We start from the raw sequence: 26,014 nt of genomic DNA on the forward strand, positions 1-26,014 counted from the left end.
TCCTACGCTTCTGATATTTTTTCTTCTAGTAGTTGTTTACGGTACATGTCAGCATAGATACCATCTTTTGAGAGTAACTCTTCATGACGTCCACGTTCTACGATCTCGCCATCTTCAAGTACGATGATCTGTGAGGCATGTTTTATAGTAGAGATCCGATGTGCAATTAAGATGCTTGTCGTGTCTACAAGTGTTTCTTTAAGGTGTGTCAGGATACTTTCTTCTGTCTTGGTATCTACTGCTGAGAGTGAGTCATCTAGGATGATAATCTCAGGTTTTTTAGAAAGTGCTCTGGCGATAGAAACCCTTTGTTTTTGTCCGCCAGACATGTTCACACCGCGTTCGCCAAGTTCTGTTGCATATCCTTTTGGGAACTCTTTGATCTCACTGTGAATCTGTGCGATCTTGGTGTATTTTGTGCCCTCGGTTTCATTGATACCCTCTGTGCCAAATCCTACGTTGTAGAGGACTGTTTTTGAAAAGAGGAAGTTATCTTGTGGCACATAGCCCATCATATGGCGAAGCTTTTTAACAGGAATGCGGTTGATATCTTGATCCCCGATGAGGATCGTGCCATCTGGTACCTGATAAAGTTTGAGCAATAGGTTGACCAAAGTGGTTTTGCCGCTGCCAGTTTTGCCGACGATCGCCAGTGTCTCGCCTTCGCCTAAGTTAAAGGAGATGTTTTTCAGAACCGGAGATTCGCTACCTGGATAAGTAAATGTCATGTCCTTCACTTCAAGTTTTGGTCTAAGTGCGAAGGATTCGTTTAGTGCGTCAATGACATCTTCATCGAAAATCTCAGGTGGTGTATCTAAGATGGTGTTGATTCTTCTAAGGGAAACTTGACCTCTTTGAAGCTGGTTGTAGACGAAACCAAGTGCCATCATCGGCCAAGCTAGCATCCCTACATAGGTTAGAAAAGCAACAAAGTCGCCGATGCTGATCGCGCCATCTATAACGAGACCACCCCCGTAGATCATGGCGATCAGCGTGCTGAGCATAGCGATAAATCCTACCATTGGATTGACCATACCAAAGAGTTTTGCAAGCTTGATGTTTTTGTTAAAGTTGTTTTGGTTCTTCTCGTTGAAATGTTTAAGAGAAGGCGCTTCTTGAACAAACGACTTGATGATGCGTACGCCAGAGAAGTTTTCCTGTGCCACATCTGTGAGGTCTGAGAAGGCTTCTTGTACTTCTTTAAAACGCTGCCTTACTTTCTTGCCAAGTATGATGATGAAAAATGCGATAAGTGGCATAGGGATTAGTGCGATCAAAGTCAGTTTGAGGTCGATGCGTACCATCATGATGGCGATGGTCATAAGTCCCATAAAGAGGGCATCAACGAGCATGATTACACCACCACCAAATGCGTTGCGGATCGATGAGATATCGTTGGTACAGTGCGCCATGAGATCGCCAGTTTTATGGTGGTTAAAGTAGTTGAGCGACATCTTTTCAAGGTGCTCGAAAACGGTGTTGCGTAGCCAGTACTCAAGCTTTTTTGCAGTGGTAACGATGGTCATACGCCATCCATACCGACCGATAGCCACACCGATAGCAATGGCCAATATGTAAACTATCAGCTTTAAGATCGTAGGCGCATCTAGTGTGCCAGTTTTTAGTGCATCGGTAAAGTTTCCGATGAGTAGTGGCGTAATAAGTTGCAGTGCATCGATGATCATGAGTAGCATTATACCGAAAACGTACTTCCATATATGCTTTTTCAAGAATCCCGATACATATCTAAAATCGTTCATAAATTTCCTCCGAATTAATTTAGGGGCACTACTTATCTATTGTAACATATTATCAAAAAAAATCGATTTGGAAAGCCTAATTTAAAAAGTATAATTAAAATGTTGATTTAAATATTGATTTAAAATATTGATTATAGAACTTCATATTGCTGAACTTTAATTTGCCGGAATTTGTATTGTAAGATTTCGAATTAAGCAATATGAGATGGTAAATTATATAATAGTAGAAAAATGTCTTTTTAAGTGTACAAGATAATTAAAAAAAATTAACAGTTTTAAAAAAAGTTTATAGATATGTTTGGTTGACAAAACCCTTTAAAAATGATATTTTGGTTATTAATATTAAACGCAATAGCATACATTTTTGAAGACAATGCACTCATATAATTCCAAAGAAATGGCTTGGAAGTCTCTACGCGGTGGCCTTATATCGCACTATGGGTTGTATCTTATAATTTTTTGTACGTTCTCATTAGACGCTATAAAAGGATTATTAGGGACAACCTGAGGGTTGTCTTTTTTTTTATTTTTTTAAGTTACAACTAAACGTCTATTTTATTATTGGGAGGAACACATGGAAGGCAAATTGGTCAAAGAGGGCTTAACGTACGATGATGTACTTTTAATCCCGCAAAAATCAGAGGTTTTACCACATCAAGTTAGCGTGAAAACGAAGTTGACAAAGAATATCTCACTAAATATACCAATCATCAGTGCGGGGATGGATACAGTAACTGAATCTAAACTTGCAATTGCCATCGCCAGAGAAGGCGGCATCGGAATCATCCACAAGAATATGAGCATCGAGCAACAAGCGCTTGAAGTGGATAAAGTAAAACGCTGTGAACATGGCGTTATCGTTGATCCTTTTTCACTCACACCAACACATAAAGTGAAAGACGCAGAACAATTAATGGCAAGATACAGAATTTCCGGTGTACCTGTAGTAGATGATAAACATAAACTCGTGGGCATCATCACCAACCGTGACATCCGTTTTGAACCGGATATGGAAGCTTATATTGGCGACGTGATGACAAAGGAAAAACTCATCACTGCCCATGCTGATATCACTATGGAAGAAGCAGGTGCTATCTTAAGAAAGCATAAAATTGAAAAATTACCACTGGTTGATGAAAGTGGCAACTTAAAAGGCCTCATCACCATCAAAGATATAGAAAAGCAAGTAAAATACCCTAACCGTGCAACTGATGGACGTGGTAGACTATTAGCAGGTGCTGCTGTAGGTATCGGTTCAGATATGATGGAGCGTGTCGCTGCACTTGTAAAAGCAGGTGTGGATGTCATCGGTCTTGATTCTGCTCACGGTCATAGTATCAACATCTTAAAAGCAGTTACAACGATTAAGAAAGCTTATCCTGAACTTGAAATCATCGCTGGTAACGTCGCTACTGCAGAAGGTACAGTTGATTTGATCAAAGCTGGCGCAGACTGTGTAAAAGTAGGGATCGGTCCTGGATCTATCTGTACAACACGTGTGGTCGCTGGTATAGGCGTCCCTCAAATTACTGCTGTTTACGATTGCGCTCAGGCTGCTAAAGCTTATGGCATCCCTGTAATCGCTGATGGCGGCATCAAGTTCTCAGGCGATATCCCAAAAGCTATCGCTGCAGGCGCTCATCTAGTGATGCTAGGTTCACTTTTCGCAGGTACGGAAGAAAGCCCTGGCGAGATCGTGATGTATCAAGGTAGAAGCTTTAAGACATACAGAGGTATGGGTTCAACAGCTGCTATGGAAGCTGGCTCAAAAGATAGATATTTCCAAAATGAAACGAAAAAATTTGTACCAGAAGGCGTAGAAGGTCGCGTGCCATACCGTGGTTATCTAAGAGATATCATCTATCAACTGGTAGGTGGACTTAGATCTGGTATGGGTTACTGCGGTACTGGTACTATAGAAGAATTACAAGAAAACGGTAAGTTTATGAGGATCACCAACGCAGGACTTAAGGAGTCACATCCACATGATATCTCGATCACTAAAGAGCCACCTAACTATAGTATCTCTAGTGGCGATAAATAGGAAAACAACAATTTTGGAGGAATATAATGCACAATGAACTCATAATGATTGTCGACTTTGGTGGACAATACAATCAGCTCATCGCAAGACGTGTCAGAGAATCTGGCGTATACAGTGAAGTTGTCTCATGGAGAAATGCACTTGAAAAGATCAAAGAGAAATCACCAAAAGGCATCATCTTTACAGGTGGTCCTAATTCGGTATACCTCGATAACGCGCCAACTTTGGATGCTGCGATCTTCGATCTCGGTATCCCAGTGCTTGGTATCTGCTACGGTATGCAGTTGATGTCACAAACGCTTGGTGGTAAGGTTGAACGCGCTAAGCAACAAGAGTATGGTAAGATCAAACTCAATATTGAAAATTCAGATGGTCTTTTTAAAGATGTGGAAACTGGTGCGCAGTGCTGGATGAGTCATTTTGATTATGTTTCGAAAGCACCAGAAGGTTTTGAAGTAATTGCTACAACTGATAACTGTCCTGTTGCAGCGATGAAAAACGACGCTAAAAAATTATATGCGGTTCAGTTTCATGCTGAAGTTGAGCATACACCTTTTGGTAGAACGATGATTAAAAACTTCTTATATGAAGTATGCGGTTGTAGTGGTGACTGGAACATGGGCGACTTTGCTCAAAATATGATCCAAAAGATCAAAGAAACTGTAGGCGATAAAAACGTCCTTTGTGGTTTATCAGGTGGCGTGGACTCTTCAGTTGCAGCGACTATGGTGCATCAAGCAGTGGGCAATCAACTCACTTGTATCTTTGTCGATCACGGTCTTCTAAGAAAAAATGAAGGCGATGAAGTTGAAAAGGTATTTGGCGATGAGTTCCACATGAACTTTATCAGAGTGGATGCCAAAGAGCGTTTTATGAACCGTCTTAAAGGGGTTTCTGATCCTGAGACAAAACGTAAAATCATCGGAGAAGAGTTTATCCGCGTATTTGAAGAAGAAGCAAACAAACTTGATGGAATCGAGTACCTTGTTCAAGGAACAGTTTACCCAGATGTCATCGAAAGTGGTACAGATACAGCTGAAGTCATCAAAAGCCACCACAACGTGGGCGGTCTTCCTGAAGACATGCAGTTTAGCCTGATAGAGCCTTTAAGAGACCTTTTCAAAGACGAAGTAAGACGCGTTGGCGAAGAGATCGGCGTACCAGGTCACATCGTATGGCGTCAACCTTTCCCAGGTCCAGGTCTTGCGATCCGTATCCTTGGCGAGATCACTGAAGAAGCGCTTCACCTTGTTAGCGAGTCTGATGCCATCTTAAGAGAAGAGATCGCTAAAGCAGGTCTTGACCGAGAAGTATGGCAGTACTTTACTGTCCTTCCAAATGTCCGATCAGTAGGCGTTATGGGTGATGAACGTACGTATTCGCATGCCATCGGCATCAGAGCGGTTACGTCTATCGACGGTATGACAAGTGACTGGGCGAGACTTCCGTATGAGGTGCTTGATAAGATCAGTTCGAGAATCGTGAATGAAGTGCAAGGGGTTAATCGTATACTTTATGATGTTACGAGTAAGCCGCCTAGTACGATAGAATGGGAATAGAATAACAAAACCCTACAGGCCTTATTAATACAAGGTTTGTAGGGTTTCTTTATTTCAAGTGATACATTTTTGATACAACTTATTATTTTTCTTCAAAAGATGGTTGAAATCTTGAGCTGTTAAGATTGATTTCTTGTAACCGATCAGCAACTTCACCATGTTTATTTGGATATAGATGTGAATAGGTTTGTAGTGTTGTTTCAATCAATAATGAAGCGTGAGAGTGTCTTAAATCATGAACACGTATTCTTTTGACTCCTGATTTTTTACAAATATGAACGAGATGTGAGTTGATTGTTGATCTGTAAAATGAAAAAAGTCTGTTTTCTGATTTGTAATCATATAGTTTTTCAGAATAATCCTTTACCATATCGCATAAAAAAGAGGGGATCGTGATTATTCTTTTTGATTTTGGTGTTTTTGGTTCTAATATCAAATCTTGCTTATTAACTTTTGCATAGTTCTTATTGATTGACACTGTTTTAGTTACGAAGTTAAAGTCATTAAGCGTTAAGGCTAAACATTCTCCTATTCTTATACCCGTCCAAAATAGAAGTTCATACATGACAGAGTAAGTAGGATTGTCTGAATAAGCGATAAATTGATTGAATTCATCTATAGTCCAAAAGTTCATACCGTCTGCATTCTTTTTACCCATTGATCCTGCGATACGAGCAGGATTACTTGGTAATTTGTAATATTTCATGGCGTAATTGAATATGGCGGAGACTTGGTTATTTACTGTTTTCAAATAGGTCTGGGAGTATCCTTTTTTATCTGAAAGAAGTTCGTTTTGCCAGCGCCTAATAGTGGCTGGTTCTATTGTGTTTAACTGCATATCTTTGAAAAATGGCAATACTTTTGTATTTATTACAAATCCTTTATTCTCATAAGTCGTTGGTTTCAATCTCGTTTTACAGTCTTCCATGTATAAATCAACGAGTGTTACGAATTTCATTTCTGGACTTGCTTGAGATTTTTCAAGAAATTCACGTTCAAATGCTTTTGCTTCTCTTTGAGTTTTAAAACCTCGTTTTAGTTTTTGCTTTATTGTACCTGTCCAATCAGTATAATTGAACTTTGCATACCAAGTACCTCTTTCATTGTCTTTATAAGTTGGCATAGTTATTTCCTTTCTTCTGTTTTTAAATATGCTATTTGCAGAACAGATGATAAGGATGATATAATAAAACTTGCAGAGTGGTATTATATCAGCATCTGTCTGAATAGTATCTACTTGTATGACTGCTTGTGTTCCCGCACAGGCAGTTATTTATTTTTGTTTAATTTAAATAACTGAAATGACAAATAATCTTGTAAACTTGCCTTCAAGTTAATGAGATCATCCTCAGACACTTCATAATCGTCACCATAAGGTGTTTGTATCCTAATTGAAGTATTTGATAGACTTTCTGAAGATATTGCTGTAAAAGCATTTTTTGAGTTTAGATGTATGCATTTAAAATCTAGCGTTTTAATAAATCTTATAAATAGATCCTTTTGAGTTTTACTTGGTGGAATTTCCAATAACTCATTTGTCGAAACATTATAAAGTCTTGAAAGTGCTTTGACTGTTTCAATTGGTATGTTTGGTATTGAACCGGATTCATATCTTTGGATTGTAGTTTTATTCACACCTATTACATTTGCTACATCTTCAAGGGTCATCCCCAACATTTTTCTATATGCTTTCAGATTGCTTTGTGTATTGTTTCTGATTTTTATCACCTCCATATTCTGACTATATCATATGTAAAATTTATACGCAACAATTGAGATAAAGTTGCGTATAAAGAAATCAATTGTAAAACTTCTCTTCAAAATACTTTTTACTAATTTTGCCTCTGATGACAATGAAACCTTTTAAGTGTAGTTCATGATTTAATTCTTTGATTATTCTATAAGCAGAAGATGTTGATATTCCGAGTATTGTTGCTATATCGTTTGCATTATAGAAAGTTGATTTATCATTTTTCATTTGAAGTAACCTCCCATAAAGTTTTAAAAAATTCATATTCAAGTTCACAGAATCTTTTGCTAGGATATTCATATCTTTCGCCTGCTGTTTTTATTGAAATATTGTAGATTGCATCCGTTTTGTTTGCCTGATATAACCATTTGTCTTTTCTGATACAATCTTCTTCAACGTTTGAACCATCTGGATATGTTTTGTAAGAACTCAGATGATTTTTAACTGCATTAAACTTGATTTTTATTTTTTCCATTTTATACACTCCTTCTAAAATATTCCTCTAGATTATATAGTTGATGCTGACCAATTCTCTCAAAATACATGATCTTATGAATTCTCCTTAAAAATGCACGCCATGTTTCAGGTGCTTCTCTTTGAATATCACTATACTGCATGTTCAAATCGATGTTTGATGTTATAAATATTTTGTTGAAACAAGCTACTTTGTTCATATATCTGCATGGCAGCTCAAGAGGGTAAATGTCTAAGTAATTTAGCATTTCATGTATCTTAAAACTTGAATTGAATTCTTCGAAGACTATGACTTCTTGACCTGCATATGAATCAAAACAACCTCTTGAGTAGTGCGTTACTCTATACACATTTTCGTATCCATACTCTTGCATGATGAAATTAGTTTTCCCTGTTCCAGCTTTTCCCCAGATATAGATCGTTTCAATTGGCCTGAGCACGTTTTTGTACTGCTGGGTACGAATTCTCTGTCTAACTTTTTCAAGGGTGTCTACTTGTAAAATATATGTCGGATTTTCTTCAAAAATTTCATAATCAGTGAGACCGTCTTTAATCATGTCATATAGATCATTTAGATCATTTCGGTTTCCCTGTCTTTCAAGAGGAATGACCCCAGATTCTTTTTCAGTACCAGCAATTTTTGTATTCCCTTTTTCTTTTTCATATTTTCCAATTTTAAAAACATAGTCTCTGTTCTGTTCTGATGTTCCTCTTGCCATTTCTATGTGAGCTGAAGGGAATCTATTTTTCATAGTGCTAAAGCGAACCCCTGAATTACATGCCAAGAAGACATGTGTATGATGTGTTTTCTCTTTACCTCCTACTTCGTCACTAAGACAGTAATAAACACAGGATTTGATCTTTTGAATCTCTGAAATAATACGATTATGATCAAACTCTTTCTCGAGGGGATTGTTTATTGTGAGAAGCCATTTTCTTGATTGTGTATTTTTAGCGATAGGCTTTCCTCCTTTGTGTCGCAGTTGTTAAACTGCTGTTATTTCAATGATTTCTTCTTATTGCGACAGATGTTGCATAGGGTAATACTATGTCCTATGCAACTGAATGAATGCTTCGCATTCATAAAAGTCAGCGCCACCACTTCGTTAGCGCTGACTTTATTGATTATAATCAACTAGTTTTCGAATGCAATTATTTAGCTTTTTGAAGTTATTTACGGTAGGGACAATAATAGGTTCGAAATTGCAACCATTTTGGATAATATAGCCTGTACCTTGTTTTCTATCAGGCTTAATAATATCTTTATACTCGTGAAAGAGCATATTTTTTGACTCTTCACTTAAATTGCCAAGTCCAACAACTAAGTTAAAATTATCCCTCGCTGAACTAAAATATGAAGCGTCTGCTCTTTGCTGACTGATGATTACATGCACATTGAAAGACCTGCCCAGCATAAGCAAAGTTGCAAGTTTTTTCTTTTCTTCTTCAACGATTTTTTTATCAAGACTATTGCAATAACTAGCCCATTCATCGAAAAAAAGTATCTGATGGTGTCTGGTTTTATTTTCACCACTTTGTCTTTTACGAAAGTTAGTGAAAAACTGATCAAAACCTATTGAGCAATCATCGAATCTATAGAAACTACTGCAATTGGTTAAGAATGAGAAATCATCATCACCCTTAAAGTCACAAATTATAAGTTCAGTATCAGACAAACTGATTGCGATTTTTCCAAGTAAGTACTTGCTGAAATATGTTTTTCCGCTTCCAGTTGATCCAATTATGACAACGTGGGGAGATTGATGAATGAACCATTTCACTTCTTTTTTCACATCGTATTCGATGAGGTCGCTATTGTATCCAAGAGTTAATTCATTCATAGGAAATCCTTGTCTTGAATGAGTTTGTTATCAGTAGTTCGTTCCATTTGCCTCGCTATAAGCCGACTATTTAATAGCTTACAATATCGCTCGTTAACCCAAACTACATCTATTTGTAGCTGGTTTCCGTGTTCTTGGACATCCTCTACCATCAATAAGGGGTATGGATTACCTTCGTATATATAGGCTTTCTGATCAATGCCAGAAAAATCAAGATTGAAGAATTTCTGAGATAGTTTAAATTGAATGGTTTCTTTGACTTGGATAGGATCGATTGGTTTTCTTTTAAGCACGACATACCTATTGATATAAATTTTACTTTTTCGAACGGTTTTTTCATGAGAGTTCAGATCATCATACTTTGATGGCATTAATATCCCCAGTATTTCGGATATGTCTTTTAAAGTGTGAAATAGAATTTCTCGTGCTAGCTCATATTTTTCCACTTGAAATAGTTCTTCTGCATTTTCTATTGAGTTTATAAGAGCCTCTTCTTCTTGTATTAGCTGGTTAATTTTCATTCTGCTTCTGTCTTTTAGCCATGTTAATATTAATGAGTATGCTCCTACTATAACCATGACGATTACAAAGTTTTCTGTAATTAGTGTGATTAGTAGTTTTATTGCGAATACGGTTAAGGTAAGAGCAATTGCAAGTGCAATCGCTCCTACTGTTAACAGTAATCCAAATTGAACATATCGTTTTTCAGCTAAAAGATTTCTGAAATAATTGACTATGCTCATTTTATCTAATCACCTCAATTCCAGCAGCAGTGGATGTAAATATGACTTCTTTTGATGCATTCTGATAAAATTTACCCACGAAATCAGTAAATAGAACTTCGACTTGTCCTCCTAAGTTTTCAAGTTCCTCATTTGATATGACAGGCTTTTTCTGGTTGACTTTTACTATGAATTGAGCATACTTGTTCCCTGTAGCAACGCAATTATATGCATATCCAATTGTTTTATCTGTTCGTTGTCCCTCCACGTATTCCACTATTTCTCTTATCCCTATAAGGATAATTTTTCCGTTTTGTGTTATCATATTCTCGGTGATATGAATTTGATTTAGTTTGATCATTTAGTATCTCCTTTGCAATTTGAACAGCAGTGTTTTTAAGTGCTGTTTTTAGTATTGTTTTAAGCATATAGTTTCCTTTCTAACTGACAGTTATTTTGTTGTTCGAACAAGTTTATTATGAATGATTTTTCATTTGGTAGCACTGTGTAGTATTCTTGTATAACAATAATCGAAACATTGACAAAAAAAATAAAATATGGTAGGAGTTAATAATTAATGAATAAATGCAGTGCAAGAAATAGAGGGATTGCTGAAATTCCATTTAACATAAGACTAAAATATTTTATGGAAATACGAAATTTGGATGCAAAAGCAATAGGTGAAATTTCCGAAGATGATAATTTCAATGGTAACTTGGAGAGATCAATTTACAATTATCTTAAAGGTATTACGGTGCCTAAATCCAATTCAATTGATAGATTGGCAAGAGTTTTAAATGTTCATCCCGAACACTTATTATGCGATTATGGCATTTATTGGAGATCGATTGCTGTAGTGCGTTGTAAGCTTGATGGAATTGCATACAACGGAGAACCATTTAACTCAAAAGGAGAGTTTTGCTTATATGGAAGATATGAGTTTGATACAAGCGAATACATTGATAAAGAAAAGTTCAATTTTAATAATGGTGGGTGTTATGATTCAGACTATTTCAATATAAGTTCTGCTGAAAAAGAAGAGTATGACATAATTGATGAAGAAATAGATGATTATATTGAAAGAATTACAGACATTATTGCGGAAAAGGATTTATTTGATATCTATAAACTTACAACATACAATGATTGTTATTTTAGTTTTAGTGATCATGCCTGGGATCTATTGATTGATTTCAATGGACTGGATACTAATGAAAAAGAAGAATTGTTAAGTTTTTTAATCGATATAACCCCTATTAAGAATTTTGATAAAGCTTCAGTATGTATTTCTGATTTTATGAAATCAATAGAGCTTATGTTGGGACATGATGAAACTTATTTCAAAAATGATTTTGAGAATATAATGAGTAAGTTTAATGATAGTCAGGATTATAGAACATATTGTTTGAATATAGTTTATGATTTAATCGAACAATCAACACCAATAGAAATTGAACGGATTTCTGAACGTATTAATGATTGTACAACTATGGACTTAAAAGATTGGAGGTTTTTAAAGTGTCATTATAGTCTATTAGAACTAAATAACGATATTTATTACTATTTAGATAAGGTAATCACAAATAAAATTGAAAAACTGATGTCAAAACAACAAATTATTGATTAGAATGCATATAATCAAACGCACTTATTTTGAGATGATTCTTATCCTTTCTATTTATTTTAGTTTCATATAGCAGATCAAAAATTCGACATATCAAATATTTCAATTGAGATTTAAGTAATGAAATGTTATTGTATGTATAGTGAAAAGATAATTAAATAAATGGAGATGAATTATGGGCGTTAATTATAAAAGGCTTTGGAAATTGCTAATTGACAAAGAATTAAAGAAAACGCAGTTGAAGGATATTGCGGGTGTTAGTTCAAGTACACTGGCTAAGCTAAATAAGAACGAGTATGTTTCTCTTGAAGTTCTCGTACGTCTATGTAAAACATTAGAGTGTGAGTTGGAGGACATAGTAGAAATAGTTCACGCTGAAGATGATGCAGGGGATAATAAGTATTTTAGAAACGAACATTAAAATGAATATAAATAACGAGGAAATAAAATGTCTGATAAATTGATAAAATTCACGGGATTAATGAAAGCAATATTTGAATTAGATAAATCTGATCTTGATTTTGGTATATACAGAATAATGAATATTAGGAAGACTGAAATAGAGAAATTTTTAAGCGAAGGTTTACCTCAAAAGGTAAAAGAAACGTTGGAATCATTCTCATCAAACACTGATGAAATCAATGCACGTATTGCAGAAATTGAAAAAACTTGTGAGTCGGTAGGAGTAGAAGTGTCTGCAAGTAAGATGGCAGATGAATATGATAAGCTTAAATCGCAATTAATTTCAGGAATTGATATGTCAGCACTTGAAACGGATGTATATTCTGCCTTATTTAGTTTCTTTAACAGATATTATGATGAGGGTGACTTTATATCAAAGCGTAGATATAAAGAGGGGGTTTATGCTATTCCATATGAAGGGGAAGAGGTTAAGCTCTATTGGGCTAATCAAGACCAATACTATATAAAAACTTCTGAGAATTTTAAGGACTATATTTTTAAAGATGGTGAACAAGTAGTTCATTTTAGACTTATTGATGCAACTATGGAATTAAACAATAACAAAGAAAATAGTAATAGTAAACGTGTATTCATGTTGTATGAAGAAAATGAAGAACGTCCAGACATTAAGACGTTTGAACAAAATGATAATGAACTGATTATTCGTTTTGTTTTTGATGTTCCTGCTGATAAAAAAAGAAAGTATGCAGAAGAGAATGCACAAAAAATTTCAAATGAAATAGTAAAAACTTATAAAGGTTTTCTAGGTTTATTACGTAATGTTTCATCTGACCCTAAAAAACCTAAAACACTGATTGAAAAGCATTTAGATGCTTATGTTGCAAAAAATACTTTTGACTATTTTATTCATAAGGATTTACGTGGATTTTTAACTAGAGAACTGGATTTCTATATTAAGAGTGAAATCATCCATCTTGATGATCTAGATACAACAAATGAGAAAAGGGTAGAAACATACCTTGCAAAAGTTAAAGCAATAAAGCGTGTAGGTAAAATTATTATTGATTTTTTGGCTCAAATAGAAAACTTCCAAAAGAAGCTATGGCTTAAAAAGAAGTTTGTTGTAGAAACAAATTGGTGTATAACACTTGATAAGGTTGATGAGAGCTATTATCAAGATATTATTAATAATAAAGACCAATTACAGGAATGGATTAATATGTATTCAATAAATGAAATTGATGGATACACCGAACCATTATCTGTTGATTTCTTGCGTCAAAATTTAAATCTTATAATTGACACAAAACATTTCACTCAAGGTTTTAAAGATAGTCTAATTGCATCTGTAGATGATTTAGATGAACAAACTAATGGATTATTGATTCATGGTGATAATTATCAAGCTTTAAATTTGATAAAAGAACGTTATGAGAAGAAATTGAATGGTATTTACATTGATCCACCATATAATACTGATGGAATGGAAATTATATACAAGAACGGATACAAAGATAGCAGTTGGATAACTTTAATGGCTGATAGATTAGAATTAGGTAATGTATTATTGAAAGATGACGCAGTTGAATGCGTGATGATAGATGATGCTGAATATGCTAATCTATTCAAGCTAATGAGCCAACAGATGCCAACATATTCAATTAGACCTGTAATAATTGAATATAATCATAGAGGTAGAGTTAAAAGTAATTTTGCATATACACATGAATATGCTGTTTGGGCTATTCCGGAAGGAAAGGACTTAATAACTCGAAAACGAGAAGTGTCAGATGACATAAGAAGAAATCTGAGAAGAACTGGAACTGATTCCACTAGACAATCATCGCCAAGCATGTTCTACGGAATTGAAGTAGATACTAAGTCATTGAAAATTGTCGGTATTACAGAGCCACTACCAATAGATGATGTAATACCTAAACATACAAATAAAAAGACTACAATGATATGGCCAATAGATGACAATGGGATAGAAAGAAGATGGTATTATGGTAAAGCCCGTATTATGGATGACGTAGAAAATGGTACTGTTTGGGCTAAGATTATATCAGGAAAGATTCAAATTCACTATCATCAAGATGGTAAACCGAAATATAGAAAAACGTTACTAAATGGATCACTGATGGATTCAAGTACTTATGGTTCAGAGTTATTAAACGATATTTTTGGTATGGGAGCTTCTGCTTTTTCCTTTCCTAAAAGTATACATGCAGTTGAAGAATGTATTAACTCTATGACGTATTCAAATGATGCTTGCTTCTTAGATTACTTTGCTGGATCAGGAACTACAGCGCATGCGGTGATTAATATTAACAGGTCGGATGAAGAGTCGAAAAGGAAGTATATTTTAATAGAGATGGGTGAGTACTTTAATATTGTAACTCTTCCTAGAGTAAAGAAAGTAGTTTATTCAAGTGAATGGAACAACGGTAAACCTAAAAATAGAAATAGTGGAGTGTCTCAGATAATTAAGTATTTTAGACTTGAGAGTTATGAAGATGCTTTGTCAAATATTGAATTTAATGAGAATGCAGGTCAACTACAAAGTCTATTTGGTGAAAACTATTTAATAAATTATATGATGGATGTTGAAACTGAAGGAAGCTTATTGAAAATTGATTGTTTTAAATCACCTTTTGAATACAAACTTAATATCGTTGAAAAAAATGAGAGTTTAATCAAGAAAATTGACTTAGTTGAGACATTTAATTATCTATTAGGCTTACGAGTTATGAAACAAAGCATCATATCTTACTTTAATGCAATAGAAAATGAAAATGGAAATTATGAAGGTGCAGTAACTTTAAAGCAAGATTCTAGTGGAATGTACGGCTTCAAAATGATTGAAGGAACATTAGCTGACGGACAAAAAGCATTGATTATATGGAGAACGATTTCAGACAACTTGATTGAGAGCAATGCAGCTCTTGACGCTTATTTCAGCGAGAAATCTTTAAAAACAGTTTCAAATCAATTCGATGTAATCTATGTTAATGGTGACAGTAATTTGGAAAATCTAAAGTCAGATAAAGAGAATTGGAAAGTACGCATGATAGAGATTGAGTTTAAAAATCGTATGTTTGAGGGGGTGTAGTTTATGCCTCCTAAAAATAATAAGCAACTTAACGCATTTAGTGATCAACTTATACTGTTTGAATATTTTTTAAATCAATTCGGAAAAAACAGTTTAAAATCTTTGGCTGGTAAACTTAATGATGCTGATTATGAAGGATACGATTCGAATAATCATACCTATTTTTACAATTATCTAGTTAGAGTATGTGCTGCAAGTAAAGACAAAGTAAAAATCAGTAAGGACAAATTAAGTATCTATGATGATAATATAGTTAGACACGTAAAACAAATTGGTGAAAAGCGTGGTGGAATTACGTTAAAGTATTTTCAGTATATATCACTGTTGTTTACTGAGATGTATTTAGATAGGTATTTTACTGATCAACACAATTTCATTCAAGACTTAAACTCATTTATTAAAACAAAGAAAACAGAATCTCTTGGGAAGCTGGAATTTAAACCTTACGATTCAGATAGTATAAATAAGATTGCATTCATGTCAGCAACAGGTAGTGGTAAGACATTGATTATGCATATCAACATATTACAGTATATACACTATTTTAAAAAAGCTCAGAGAATTAATAGCAAACTTACAATTAACAAAATAATCATGTTAGCACCCAATGAAGGTATGTCAATGCAACATTTAGATGAGCTAAGACTATCGTCAATTAAAGCTGCTTTATTTGAGAAAAACACTGTTTTATTACAGTCTCAAAATGAGGGCGTTGTTGTAATTGATATGAACAAACTAAAAGAAGAAGGAAAAGTAAAAACTGTATCGGTAGACAGTTTTGAGCAAAACAATTTAGTACTAGTTGATGAAGGTCATAGAGGTTTATCAGGAGATGTGTGGTACGATTTTAGAACACGATTATCTGAGGAAGGATTTGTCTTTGAATATTCTGCTACATTCAAACAAGCTCTAAAAGCCAATAGTACTAAAACTGATGAAAAAGCTTTAATGGAAGAGTATGGCAAGTCAATTATTATGGATTATTCCTATAAGTACTTTTATGAGGACGGTTATGGTAAAGAATATCATATATATAATCTGAAGGATAGTATAGACGAGGAACAGCGGCATCTATACTTAACAGGTTGTTTGTTATCGTTCTATCAGCAACTGAAACTGTTTGAAACTAATGGTCAGGATTATAGAGCATTTAATATCGAGAAGCCTTTATTAGTATTTGTAGGTAATCGTGTTACTGCTTCTACTTCGAAGGCTGAGCTTACTGATGTTGAGGAAGTATTAGATTTCATTGATAAATTCGTTAATAAAATTGAAAGAACCGTTTCTCGTATAAAAGCCGTACTTGATGAAGATACTGGTTTAATTGATGGACGTGGTAATGAACTTTTTTATGGAGATTTTCAAGCATTGCGTTCAATTTTTGGTCAGTCACCTGATGCTAAAGATATCTATAGAGACATTTTAAAAGTAGTTTTTAATACTGAAACAGCTTCTGACGAACCGAGACTTCATCTTGTGAATCTTAAACAAGTTAAAGGCGAAATAGCTTTGAGAATCGGAGAATATGGTGAATTTTTTGGCGTTATCAATATTGGTGATACTTCAGCACTCCTTAAGAAAAGTGAAGAAAATAAAATTGTAACAAGAACAGAAGAATTTATTAGTGATTCACTATTTAGATTAATTAATGACAAAAATTCAACTATTAATATTCTTGTAGGTTCAAGAAAGTTCACAGAAGGATGGAATAGTTGGCGAGTATCTACAATGGGTTTAATTAATTTTGCAAAAGGCGAAGGGTCGCAAGCAATACAGCTATTTGGACGTGGAGTGAGATTAAAGGGCTATAACGGCGGATTAAAGCGTAGTAATAAAATAGAGGATAGCTTAACGCTTCCTAAATACATCAATGTTTTAGAAACATTAACCATCTTTGGTATCAAAGCTCAGTATATGGAAGATTTCAAAAAATATTTGGATTTGGAAGGTATGCCTTCTAATGAAAATGTACATGAGTTCACGATGCCAGTAATAAGTCGATTTAATGAAGTCAAATCAAAGAAATTAAAAGTAATAAAAGTAAAAGACGGGGTTAATTTTAAAAAGCAAGCTAAGCGTCTTATTCTAGATATTCCAGATGAAGGATTTATGAGATACCTTGCTAAAAACAAAGTTACTATTGATTGTCGTTCAAAGGTACAAACAATAGAATCGAGCTATAGCATATTAAACATACATTCAACTACGGATGGACATGTTATTGATAAGGTATACCTCTCAATCTTTAACTATGAACTGATTTTTGAGGAGCTTGAGATTTATAAAAATGAGAAGCATTATTTCAACATTATAATTAACAAAGACAAACTTAAAGATATATTAAGTGTTGAAGGTTGGTATTCATTGATAATACCAAAAACTCATATTGAAATTGACACAGTTGAGAAGTTGTATGCAGCAACCGATTATTGTGTTATGGTTTTAAAAAGTTACATGGATAAGTATTTTAAGTTTAAGAAAGAAGAATGGGAAGCTCCGTTTTTAGAGTACAAAGAACTGACGGAAGAAGATAATAACTTTATATCAGAGTATAATATATCTTATACAGAAGCAGGTGAAGGTGATGAAGGCGCAACTGAACTTAATGAGTTCATTAAGAATATTGCTGATATCATTGATGCCAATAATGGATTAGATGAGTACGAAAAAACAAGTTTCAATGGGAGCCTAACAGCTTTTGACTTTAGATCACACCTATATTCGCCACTACTATGTCTGAAGGCAAATGGACTTAAAATACAAGTTTCACCGGTAAGTTTAAATGAAGATGAAAAGGCGTTTGTAGATGTATTGAGACAATATGTGGAAGATAATTCAGGGTTATTCACAGATAAAAGCTTATATCTTCTTAGAAATAAAAGTAAATCAGGAATGGGATTTTTTGAAGCAGGTAACTTCTATCCAGATTATGTATTATGGATAGATACAGAGGAAATTCAATATATATCCTTTGTTGACCCAAAGGGTCTGATGAGAGTGAGACCAGATGATCCTAAAATTAATTTCTATGCAAAGATAAAAGAGTTAGAAGAACAGTTACAACCTTCTTGTACTGAGAAAAAAATCGTTCTTAATTCATTTATTGTTTCGAGTACTCCTTCATTAGATTTAAAAAGTTGGTGGAATATGAGTAAACCTGAACGTGAAGAACGGAATGTATTAAGTCTTGATAATAATGATTGTATTGAAGTTATGATTGGTAAAATCCTTTCCTAGATGTTTAATTACTTGCGAACATTTACAAAAGCACTAAGTAGTGATACGCATATGATACACGTATTATTTGATAATAGAGAAATAAGCCTATTTGAATGATTTGCGCGAAGAGAAAAACCAGTATTTGCAGTATGTGTAGAATTGACACAATGCCACTGTATTGAGTGGGAATAGGAAGTTGATATAACTTAGATCATGAAGCCCCCAATAACTTAACCGAAAATGACAAGAAGTCCTCGCCCTTCGGGCTGTGGATTGCCATTTTCAGTTAAGTTATTGGGGGCTTTTTATGTTGATCTAGGTGAATCAATTTGTGGGGGCGAAACGACATACATTATCAACCTTTAATATAATAATGATTTATGATAAACTGATACCAAAATAACCTATAAAAGAAGGTACGAGATGGACAGGATTGACAACCTTTATAAATCAATTTTAGAATTCAGAAACGCTAGGGACTGGAAACAATTTCACACACCAGAAAATTTGGCTAAATCTATCTCAATTGAAGCGGCTGAACTACTTGAACATTTTCAGTGGGGCGATGATTATAGTGTAAATGAACTCAGTGATGAGTTAGCAGATATCCTCATTTACTCCTTTCTGATGGCTGATGCAGTAGGCGTTGATATCGAAGAAATCATGCTTAAAAAAATTGAGAGAAACAAAAATAGATTTCCTGTGGAAAAAGTAAAAGGAAATAGTGGTAAAAATACACGCGTTGACTTGGAGGAATGATGGGTAGATTAACTCAATTTGACTTTAACTATTTATCTATTCAAGAAATTCAACTACACAAATTTGGGAATAATTGGCCGGTTGTTTATATCTTGGAAAATGGAAAGGAAGCATATGTTGGTGAAACTACAAGTGCAGTTAGGAGAATCAAAACGCATTTAGAAGATCCAATAAGAAAACCGTTAAAAACTGTAAGTATTGTTACAGATGAAGAGTTTAACAAATCTGTTGCGCTAGATTTGGAGTCAATGCTAATAGAATACATAGCAGCAGATGGCAAGTATCTCTTACAAAACAACAATAAAGGAATTAGGAATCACAATTATTTTGAGCGAGAAAAGTACACTAACAGTTTTAAGGAAATTTGGGAAGAACTTAAGGAAAATAAAATCACGGTTAACAGTATTTTTGATATAAAAAATAGTGATTTATTTAAATTGTCACCCTATAAAGTACTGACAGAAGATCAAATTGATATCGTTAATGCATTAGATCAAATTATATTAAGTCATACTGATTCTGTTAATGTTATAAAAGGCGAACCGGGTTCAGGTAAAACTATCTTAGCTGTTTATCTTGCTAAGTATTTTGCATCACATGAATTTATGCCGCTACCTAAGATAGGTATTGTTTTACCCATGACTTCTCTCAGAGGCACTGTAAAAAAGGTTTTCAAAAATGTCGGTGGACTGAAGAGTAACATGGTGTACGGTCCAAGTGAAGTTGTGAAAAGTAATGAAAAATTCGACCTATTAATCGTAGACGAAGCACATAGACTATCGCAAAGAAAAAACTTATCAAGTTATGAGTTTTTTGATAAAACTAATGAAAAGCTTGGTTTAGATAAAGAGACTGGCACACAGCTTGATTGGATACTTGGTTCTGCAAAACATGTCGTGCTATTTTATGACCATAATCAGAGTGTAAAACCTTCTGATATTTCACCTGACAAATTTAGTGATTTAAGTGCTAACTGGTTTACTTTGAAAACGCAAATGAGGATTAAAGCTGGTGATGAATATTCGGGTTATATTGAAAATATATTGAGAGCCGAGCAAACTAACAAAATGGTATTTGATAATTATGACTTGAAGTTATTTGAAGATGTTCAAGAAATGGTTGATGATATTAAAACTAAAGATGGAGAATATGGATTATCTCGGGTTGTTGCAGGTTATGCATGGGAATGGAAGTCTAAGAAAAAAACGGAAGCTTATGATATCCAAATTGATGGCTATTCTTATCGCTGGAATAGTGTAAATAGCGATTGGATTAATTCTAACAATGCGATAAATGAAATAGGCTGTATTCATACAGTTCAAGGCTATGATCTAAATTATACGGGTGTGATTATTGGTCCGGAGTTAATCTACCGAGATCATCAAGTGAAAGTAGATATAGCTAAATACAAAGACCGATATGGCAAACACAATTCAAAGTCTAATTATGAAATGTTAAGCTATATCATCAATATCTATAAAACGCTTATGACACGTGGCATTTTAGGGACGTATGTTTATGTTTGTGATGAGGGGTTAAGAGCGTATTTAAGGCAGTATTTATAGATCATTAAAACGAGAAGTGCAACCAATAACTCAAAAATGAAAAAAGGGGGGGACTGATTAATAATTTTTGATTCCTCCTACGTACTTATAGTAAATAAGCATCATCACTCATTAGAGAAAATAGAAAAATTTTGAACCTATGTTCTATCTTATTTTCAAGATAAGATTGACATAGGTCTTTTTAATTACATTACCAATAGAGTCATGTTTTATTATAATAGGAAAAATAAAATTGGGATATATATTAAAAAAACATTAAAATGTATCAATTAATACGTTTTGGTTGATATTTATGTATTAAATGGGTATACTATTAATACAAGAGAACAAAGGTGGATACTGAATGAATGAACAAATAATAGAGACAAAAAAATTACTAGATTTCTCACCTGAAGATATTAAAGCATATCTAAAAGTACTAAAGAGTCTAGTTTTTGAAGATAAATATACAATCTCGAGAAATAGAAATCGAGAAGAAAATAAGCAGTTTATCGAGGATTTTAAAATTGATTCAAGGAAAGAAAAAGAAATTCTAATGAATTTAGAATTTGATGATTTTTGTTATGCAGTAAATAACAAGAATCCCCAATTTGCTCATGAAGTCCTATATATTTTTAACAAAGAGTATGAGTTAGATAGATGGGGTGAGTTAGTTTCAGTTGATATTTACATTAAAACGAATAAAACCCAGACAAGGATTGGGGAAGATTTTTTGATTATTGTATCATTCCATGAAAGAAATATGCCATTAAAATACTTATTTAAGTAAATTGGCGAGGAGGTGAAGTGTATGAGAGCATTTTGTGAAGAGTGTAGAGATTATGTGGACTATCAAATAGATGAAATTGAAAGAGCAAAAGATATTAAAAGCAGACTCATTAATTTTAAAGAGAAGATAGCATACTGCTCAGAGTGCGGAAATGAAATTTTTGTTTCTGATTTAAGAGACCAAAATTTATCTGCAATGGATAGTGCATTTAGAGCTTCGGAAGGGTTAATTACTGTGCCTGAAATAATTGATTTACTTGAAAAATATGATATTGGAAAAAGACCTATGTCGTTATTATTAGGTTGGGGTGAAACAACATTAACGAGATTTGTAAATGGAGATATACCCTCGAAAACATACTCAGATCAACTAAAGAAAATGAAAGAATCACATGAGTCTTTTCTAGAGATTTTGGTAACTAATAAAGATAAGGTGACAGAAACTGCGTTTAAAAAGAGTTTCGATGCTACAAATATGTTGATTGGTAAAGTTGAAACTTGCTTTGCAGAAACTAAAATTGATAGTGCATCAAATTACATTATTACTAGAAGTTTCGAAATAACACCATTGGCATTACAAAAGTTACTTTATTTTGCTCAGTCTTTCCATAAAGTGTTCGTAGGAGACTATATTTTTGATGAAGATTGTGAAGCGTGGGTACATGGTCCAGTATACCGGGAAATCTATTTTAAGTATAAGGATCATGGATATAATCCTATAGATGACAATCAAAAGCAATTTGAGTGTTTTGATTTGTCTGACAGTGAAATAGAAGTTATAGATGCAGTAATCAATCATTTTGGCTGTTATAGCGGTAAGATTCTTGAAAAAATGACTCATGCCACAACACCTTGGAAAGAAACTAGGGTCGGACTTACTGATGAGGAAGCTTCAAATAGGATCATCAGAAAAGAGTTGATTGAAAAATATTTCAATCAGGTTTACGACAAATTTAAGATGCTAACCATTGCAGATATTAAAGATTACTCCGAAGACATGTTTGTAAAAATCAGACACTAGAATTTGATTTATTTGCCATCACATATATACTGTGGTGGTTTTTATTTTAAAAGCTTGATGATTTAAAATTATAGTAAAGAATAAAAAGAATAGATAATTTGAGATGCTTTCTTGGACTATTTGGTTTTAGGAGGTTTCCTTTATGCACTGAAAAATAAACGAAACGTTTACCTTTAGCCTAATAAGCAGACTGAAATTGCCAATAAACTCGATGAGGAGTATAGAAAGGAATTGAGATAATATGGCTTGTCCTAATAGAAATCGAAAAAGGCTCATGTTGAAGGAAGTCTGGTGTGCTACACAATTCATTTGCCATGAAGAGTATGCGTGAGCTCAAATCCATCTATGATATATATTTTGAAACAAATACAAATGTTTATTAAAAGAACTGAAGAATATTCTCGCATTTACATACTTCCGAAAGCGAGTCAAAAAAATAGCGAAGTAGTAAAAACTACTTCACTATAAAGTGAAACTTGTTGGGCCTTAACATTACCTAGATTTATAAGAGCTCTTTTAAAAAAATTACTTGATTTCAATTTGTGTTTTGCTTACTTTATGCTCTAATTTTGGCAGCACTATTTTTAATATTCCTTCGTCTAACTTTGCATCAATTTGAGAGCTATCTACATCTCTAAGTTGGACACTACGTTTTTGAGAAGAGTATCTTCTTTCTCTATGAATATAATTGTCTTGATCATTGTTTTGCTCTTGCTGAGATTCAACACTTATTACCAACTGGTTATCAATATAGTTTATTTTGATTTCTTCTTTTTTAATGCCAGGCATCTCAGCTTCAACTATAAAAGCATTTTCTTCATCTTTAATATCCATTTTAAATACATTTCTTGTTTGACTTCTATCATTTATCCAGCTATTGTTGAAAAAGTCATCTAGCATATTATAGAAGTCCTCAAAACCGTCTCCATTACGTCTTTGCATTGAATTTTTTACAAATGGTGTAATACTTAACATACTGATTCCTCCTTAAAATATTTTTTGAATTAGCACTCTAATGGATCGACTGCTAATTTCACTTTTAAAATACACCTTTTTATATTATTAGTCAATATTTCAAAATGAAATTTAAAAAAAAATAAAATAAAAATTTAAAATCAGTTTACATATCATTAATTTCACTTTTGTGATTGGGGTGAAATTCAAAAAAATAGGAATTATAGAGTTGAGTTGCTAGTAATAATTAGTTTATTAGGTGTTATAATTTATTGGAATTTTAGGGCCTATAAGTCTATATATGAAATTAGACCAAAACCGATATAATCTTCTCTTCATGTAGTAAACTCTCATATAAACAAATGCCATATATTAGACAGAAGTAGATTACTTAACTGTCTGAGAAGTGGTGTTTTTTTTTGTTAAAATTCTAATCAACACTTGATAAGTATAAAGGAATATGGTAATATACATCTAATTACCACTGGTAATTACACAGTGAAATCAGCACTGGTAATACTAGTTCCAAGGAGGAGTTATGAAAAAGATAAAATTGAAAGCAAGATTAGCAGGTATTAGTTACCTGTTAATCATAGTATGTGGCATTTTTAGTCATATGGTTGTAAGAGCGAGTCTTATAGTAAAAAATGACGCAGCACAAACCGCACAAAATATTATTGAGAATGAAACACTATTTAAATTAAGCATTTTAAGTGATTTTATAATGATTTTAAGTTATTTGATGTTAGGTGTTTTGTTTTATACACTATTTAAGCAAACAAATGGTCTAGTTTCAAAAATCTTGATTTCATTAAATGTAGTTGGTGCATCTATGATGGCAATAAATATGTTGAATCAACAAGCTGCTTTATTAATATTAGATGGTAGTGAATATCTTTCTGCATTTGATTTAAGCCAATTAGAAGCATTGTCATTTTTCTTTATGAAGTTGCATAGTTATGGCTACCAATTCGCAGCTATTTCATATGGTGTATGGTTATTTCCAATGGGTTACTTGATTATAAAATCAAACTTAATGCCAAAAACGATTGGTTATTTTTTAATAATTGGGTCAATTGGTTATACGATTGTTTTTATTGGTACAATATTAGGTGCTGCAGTGCCATCTGATATAACTATTCCAGCGGATATAGGTGAATTTTCTTTATGCATTTTCTTGTTAATCAAGGGTGTTAAAAAAATAGATATAGATACAAAAGAGAAATCTGCTTTATAAAGCTTTTAATCTATGCTAATTTTTGAGATAATGAATGAGACATTATTGTAGATTAAGGGTGGACAAATGCGCGCTAAGAAACTGGATAACGAAACATATAATAAATATATTGAAGCGATGTTAGAATTGATTGCAGAAAAAGAGGGGTTGACCGGTGTTAATTTAAGGATGGTATCAAAACGAGTTGGTTGTGCACATACTAATGCATATAACTACTTTGATGGTTTTGATGGTCTTATTTTTGCTGCATATGACAGAGCTTTGGTCTTATATGGCTTAGCGGTGGTCAAGGGGTTAGATGAGATTGAAGATGGTGGACAATATTTTCTAGCGTTCATTAATAACATCATCAATTTCGCATTAGAAAATCCTGGTTATTACAGATTTATTGGATCGGATTCATTTAATATTAAAAATTTGAGTATAGAAACTATACAGAAAGCCATTGAATTAAAAGCATTCTTCTTAGATGTGTTTTATTCAGTTGTTAAGCCTGTACTTGATAAAGAAGAGTCAGACGAAGATGCTAATATTCTGATGTCTTATATAGATGGAGAGTTATTTAATATCATTAACATGCGTGCATTTCCTGATGATAATACTGCAAAAAGGATGATTTTTAACACGGTTAAGTTAGTGAAGTTGTTTACCTTAAAAGATGGAAATTGTATTGATTTGGAAAAAAACTGTGAAAGAAGCTTTGAACCTAGTATGCCCAAGTACTTAATGAATAACTAGTATTGGGGCATTGTATATAGAGGGATCATGGTTATAACAGATAAAAATTATATAAATTAAAATGATAGGTTGAGTTTATTGCTATAGGTGATAAGCAAACCTATTTTTTTTTTACATAAATTTAGCTTGAAGTACCTTATCTTTTCTGCTCTTCACTGAATGCTCTGGAAGTGAAATTAGTGAGGATTTTCTTTGAAGATAAAACGCAATTATAGCAAAACCTCATTGTTCGATGTAGAAAATTATTTATGAGAATCAGTCTATTTTAAATTGCATAATGAAATAACTTTAGACGAAAACGTATAAAAAATATAGCATAATGAGATATAATGTGATTGATAGTAATTCTCAATGGTATATATTAAATATAGAAAAATTACTTGGATATACTAGAAGAGAGGTATTTCTCATCTAAATTAGCAAACAAATGCGTGATCTGTGCAG

At 33.4% G+C, this 26,014-nt stretch carries 22 protein-coding genes and 1 riboswitch; of the genes, 12 read left to right on the top strand and 10 right to left on the bottom strand.

Going from position 1 to position 26,014, the window contains the following annotated elements:
- Window positions 1–2: 2 nt before the first annotated feature.
- A complete protein-coding gene (locus QE109_RS10825) occupies window positions 3–1,760 on the bottom strand; it encodes an ABC transporter ATP-binding protein (RefSeq protein WP_281094496.1) in 1,758 nt (585 codons plus the stop codon).
- Window positions 1,761–2,119: 359 nt separating this feature from the next.
- Window positions 2,120–2,218: riboswitch (purine riboswitch) on the top strand.
- A 116-nt stretch (window positions 2,219–2,334) separates the two neighbouring features.
- Here QE109_RS10825 and guaB point away from each other — a divergent pair.
- A complete protein-coding gene (gene guaB / locus QE109_RS10830; RefSeq protein WP_281094497.1) occupies window positions 2,335–3,804 on the top strand; it encodes an IMP dehydrogenase in 1,470 nt (489 codons plus the stop codon).
- A 26-nt stretch (window positions 3,805–3,830) separates the two neighbouring features.
- Window positions 3,831–5,363, top strand: a complete 1,533-nt coding sequence (guaA, locus tag QE109_RS10835) for a glutamine-hydrolyzing GMP synthase (RefSeq protein WP_281094498.1) — start codon at window positions 3,831–3,833, stop codon at window positions 5,361–5,363.
- Between the two features lie 82 nt (window positions 5,364–5,445).
- On the opposite strand, the gene QE109_RS10840 is transcribed toward guaA, so the two are convergent.
- From QE109_RS10840 to QE109_RS10875, 8 genes are all read right to left on the bottom strand, one after another.
- Window positions 5,446–6,486 (bottom strand): site-specific integrase, encoded by a 1,041-nt coding sequence (locus QE109_RS10840; protein WP_281094499.1) that lies wholly within the window; start codon window positions 6,484–6,486, stop codon window positions 5,446–5,448.
- A 146-nt stretch (window positions 6,487–6,632) separates the two neighbouring features.
- The gene (locus tag QE109_RS10845) at window positions 6,633–7,097 is read right to left on the bottom strand and encodes a helix-turn-helix domain-containing protein (RefSeq protein WP_281094500.1); all 465 of its coding nucleotides are present in this window, start codon (window positions 7,095–7,097) and stop codon (window positions 6,633–6,635) included.
- A 64-nt stretch (window positions 7,098–7,161) separates the two neighbouring features.
- Window positions 7,162–7,341: a helix-turn-helix domain-containing protein gene (locus QE109_RS10850; RefSeq protein WP_281094501.1), complete on the bottom strand. Its 180-nt coding sequence runs from the start codon at window positions 7,339–7,341 to the stop codon at window positions 7,162–7,164.
- A complete protein-coding gene (locus QE109_RS10855; RefSeq protein WP_281094502.1) occupies window positions 7,331–7,588 on the bottom strand; it encodes a hypothetical protein in 258 nt (85 codons plus the stop codon). The genes QE109_RS10850 and QE109_RS10855 overlap by 11 nt, the downstream gene beginning before the upstream one ends.
- A 1-nt stretch (window position 7,589) precedes the next feature.
- A complete protein-coding gene (locus QE109_RS10860) occupies window positions 7,590–8,570 on the bottom strand; it encodes a hypothetical protein (RefSeq protein ID WP_342637133.1) in 981 nt (326 codons plus the stop codon).
- Between the two features lie 135 nt (window positions 8,571–8,705).
- The gene (locus QE109_RS10865; RefSeq protein WP_281094503.1) at window positions 8,706–9,428 is read right to left on the bottom strand and encodes a type IV secretory system conjugative DNA transfer family protein; all 723 of its coding nucleotides are present in this window, start codon (window positions 9,426–9,428) and stop codon (window positions 8,706–8,708) included.
- Window positions 9,425–10,171, bottom strand: coding sequence for a hypothetical protein (locus QE109_RS10870; RefSeq protein WP_281094504.1), 747 nt, complete (start codon window positions 10,169–10,171; stop codon window positions 9,425–9,427). The genes QE109_RS10865 and QE109_RS10870 overlap by 4 nt, the downstream gene beginning before the upstream one ends.
- A gap of 1 nt (window position 10,172) precedes the next feature.
- Window positions 10,173–10,511: a hypothetical protein gene (locus QE109_RS10875; protein WP_281094505.1), complete on the bottom strand. Its 339-nt coding sequence runs from the start codon at window positions 10,509–10,511 to the stop codon at window positions 10,173–10,175.
- 216 nt (window positions 10,512–10,727) lie between these two features.
- Between QE109_RS10875 and QE109_RS10880 the strand changes: the two genes are divergently transcribed.
- The 8 genes from QE109_RS10880 to QE109_RS10915 all read left to right on the top strand — a co-directional run bounded on the left by QE109_RS10880 (window position 10,728) and on the right by QE109_RS10915 (window position 22,641).
- On the top strand, window positions 10,728–11,777 hold the full coding sequence (locus QE109_RS10880; RefSeq protein WP_281094506.1) for a helix-turn-helix domain-containing protein: 1,050 nt from the start codon (window positions 10,728–10,730) through the stop codon (window positions 11,775–11,777).
- Window positions 11,778–11,949: 172 nt separating this feature from the next.
- Window positions 11,950–12,195, top strand: coding sequence for a helix-turn-helix domain-containing protein (locus QE109_RS10885; RefSeq protein WP_281094507.1), 246 nt, complete (start codon window positions 11,950–11,952; stop codon window positions 12,193–12,195).
- A gap of 27 nt (window positions 12,196–12,222) precedes the next feature.
- Window positions 12,223–15,309: a DNA methyltransferase gene (locus QE109_RS10890; protein ID WP_281094508.1), complete on the top strand. Its 3,087-nt coding sequence runs from the start codon at window positions 12,223–12,225 to the stop codon at window positions 15,307–15,309.
- 3 nt (window positions 15,310–15,312) lie between these two features.
- On the top strand, window positions 15,313–18,546 hold the full coding sequence (locus QE109_RS10895) for a DEAD/DEAH box helicase family protein (protein WP_281094509.1): 3,234 nt from the start codon (window positions 15,313–15,315) through the stop codon (window positions 18,544–18,546).
- Window positions 18,547–18,951: 405 nt separating this feature from the next.
- Window positions 18,952–19,287 (top strand): nucleotide pyrophosphohydrolase, encoded by a 336-nt coding sequence (locus QE109_RS10900; protein WP_281094510.1) that lies wholly within the window; start codon window positions 18,952–18,954, stop codon window positions 19,285–19,287.
- The gene (locus QE109_RS10905) at window positions 19,287–20,852 is read left to right on the top strand and encodes a DUF2075 domain-containing protein (protein ID WP_281094511.1); all 1,566 of its coding nucleotides are present in this window, start codon (window positions 19,287–19,289) and stop codon (window positions 20,850–20,852) included. The genes QE109_RS10900 and QE109_RS10905 overlap by 1 nt, the downstream gene beginning before the upstream one ends.
- A gap of 343 nt (window positions 20,853–21,195) precedes the next feature.
- On the top strand, window positions 21,196–21,621 hold the full coding sequence (locus QE109_RS10910) for a hypothetical protein (RefSeq protein ID WP_281094512.1): 426 nt from the start codon (window positions 21,196–21,198) through the stop codon (window positions 21,619–21,621).
- A gap of 21 nt (window positions 21,622–21,642) precedes the next feature.
- On the top strand, window positions 21,643–22,641 hold the full coding sequence (locus QE109_RS10915) for a type II toxin-antitoxin system antitoxin SocA domain-containing protein (RefSeq protein ID WP_281094513.1): 999 nt from the start codon (window positions 21,643–21,645) through the stop codon (window positions 22,639–22,641).
- 525 nt (window positions 22,642–23,166) lie between these two features.
- Here the strand turns inward: QE109_RS10915 and QE109_RS10920 are convergent.
- Window positions 23,167–23,616 (bottom strand): Hsp20/alpha crystallin family protein, encoded by a 450-nt coding sequence (locus QE109_RS10920; protein ID WP_281094514.1) that lies wholly within the window; start codon window positions 23,614–23,616, stop codon window positions 23,167–23,169.
- A gap of 517 nt (window positions 23,617–24,133) precedes the next feature.
- Here QE109_RS10920 and QE109_RS10925 point away from each other — a divergent pair.
- Both QE109_RS10925 and QE109_RS10930 read left to right on the top strand, forming a co-directional pair.
- Window positions 24,134–24,832, top strand: a complete 699-nt coding sequence (locus QE109_RS10925; protein ID WP_281094515.1) for a DUF4386 domain-containing protein — start codon at window positions 24,134–24,136, stop codon at window positions 24,830–24,832.
- A 66-nt stretch (window positions 24,833–24,898) separates the two neighbouring features.
- On the top strand, window positions 24,899–25,570 hold the full coding sequence (locus QE109_RS10930) for a hypothetical protein (RefSeq protein WP_281094516.1): 672 nt from the start codon (window positions 24,899–24,901) through the stop codon (window positions 25,568–25,570).
- The last annotated feature ends 444 nt before the right edge of the window (window positions 25,571–26,014 follow it).

The organism is Fusibacter bizertensis (assembly GCF_029914245.1).
GTDB lineage: Bacteria > Bacillota > Clostridia > Peptostreptococcales > Acidaminobacteraceae > Fusibacter_C > Fusibacter_C bizertensis.

What these genes read in the sequence shown, in the direction of transcription:
- QE109_RS10865 (WP_281094503.1), bottom strand. Translation starts at nt 9,428, where the DNA reads ATGAATGAATTAACTCTTGGATACAATAGCGACCTCATCGAATACGAT.
- QE109_RS10845 (WP_281094500.1), bottom strand. Translation starts at nt 7,097, where the DNA reads ATGGAGGTGATAAAAATCAGAAACAATACACAAAGCAATCTGAAAGCA.
- QE109_RS10910 (WP_281094512.1), top strand. Translation starts at nt 21,196, where the DNA reads ATGAATGAACAAATAATAGAGACAAAAAAATTACTAGATTTCTCACCT.
- QE109_RS10890 (WP_281094508.1), top strand. Translation starts at nt 12,223, where the DNA reads ATGTCTGATAAATTGATAAAATTCACGGGATTAATGAAAGCAATATTT.
- QE109_RS10855 (WP_281094502.1), bottom strand. Translation starts at nt 7,588, where the DNA reads ATGGAAAAAATAAAAATCAAGTTTAATGCAGTTAAAAATCATCTGAGT.
- QE109_RS10880 (WP_281094506.1), top strand. Translation starts at nt 10,728, where the DNA reads ATGAATAAATGCAGTGCAAGAAATAGAGGGATTGCTGAAATTCCATTT.
- QE109_RS10850 (WP_281094501.1), bottom strand. Translation starts at nt 7,341, where the DNA reads ATGAAAAATGATAAATCAACTTTCTATAATGCAAACGATATAGCAACA.
- QE109_RS10920 (WP_281094514.1), bottom strand. Translation starts at nt 23,616, where the DNA reads ATGTTAAGTATTACACCATTTGTAAAAAATTCAATGCAAAGACGTAAT.
- QE109_RS10925 (WP_281094515.1), top strand. Translation starts at nt 24,134, where the DNA reads ATGAAAAAGATAAAATTGAAAGCAAGATTAGCAGGTATTAGTTACCTG.
- QE109_RS10840 (WP_281094499.1), bottom strand. Translation starts at nt 6,486, where the DNA reads ATGCCAACTTATAAAGACAATGAAAGAGGTACTTGGTATGCAAAGTTC.
- QE109_RS10885 (WP_281094507.1), top strand. Translation starts at nt 11,950, where the DNA reads ATGGGCGTTAATTATAAAAGGCTTTGGAAATTGCTAATTGACAAAGAA.
- guaA (WP_281094498.1), top strand. Translation starts at nt 3,831, where the DNA reads ATGCACAATGAACTCATAATGATTGTCGACTTTGGTGGACAATACAAT.
- QE109_RS10905 (WP_281094511.1), top strand. Translation starts at nt 19,287, where the DNA reads ATGGGTAGATTAACTCAATTTGACTTTAACTATTTATCTATTCAAGAA.
- QE109_RS10895 (WP_281094509.1), top strand. Translation starts at nt 15,313, where the DNA reads ATGCCTCCTAAAAATAATAAGCAACTTAACGCATTTAGTGATCAACTT.
- guaB (WP_281094497.1), top strand. Translation starts at nt 2,335, where the DNA reads ATGGAAGGCAAATTGGTCAAAGAGGGCTTAACGTACGATGATGTACTT.
- QE109_RS10875 (WP_281094505.1), bottom strand. Translation starts at nt 10,511, where the DNA reads ATGATCAAACTAAATCAAATTCATATCACCGAGAATATGATAACACAA.
- QE109_RS10900 (WP_281094510.1), top strand. Translation starts at nt 18,952, where the DNA reads ATGGACAGGATTGACAACCTTTATAAATCAATTTTAGAATTCAGAAAC.
- QE109_RS10915 (WP_281094513.1), top strand. Translation starts at nt 21,643, where the DNA reads ATGAGAGCATTTTGTGAAGAGTGTAGAGATTATGTGGACTATCAAATA.
- QE109_RS10870 (WP_281094504.1), bottom strand. Translation starts at nt 10,171, where the DNA reads ATGAGCATAGTCAATTATTTCAGAAATCTTTTAGCTGAAAAACGATAT.
- QE109_RS10825 (WP_281094496.1), bottom strand. Translation starts at nt 1,760, where the DNA reads ATGAACGATTTTAGATATGTATCGGGATTCTTGAAAAAGCATATATGG.
- QE109_RS10930 (WP_281094516.1), top strand. Translation starts at nt 24,899, where the DNA reads ATGCGCGCTAAGAAACTGGATAACGAAACATATAATAAATATATTGAA.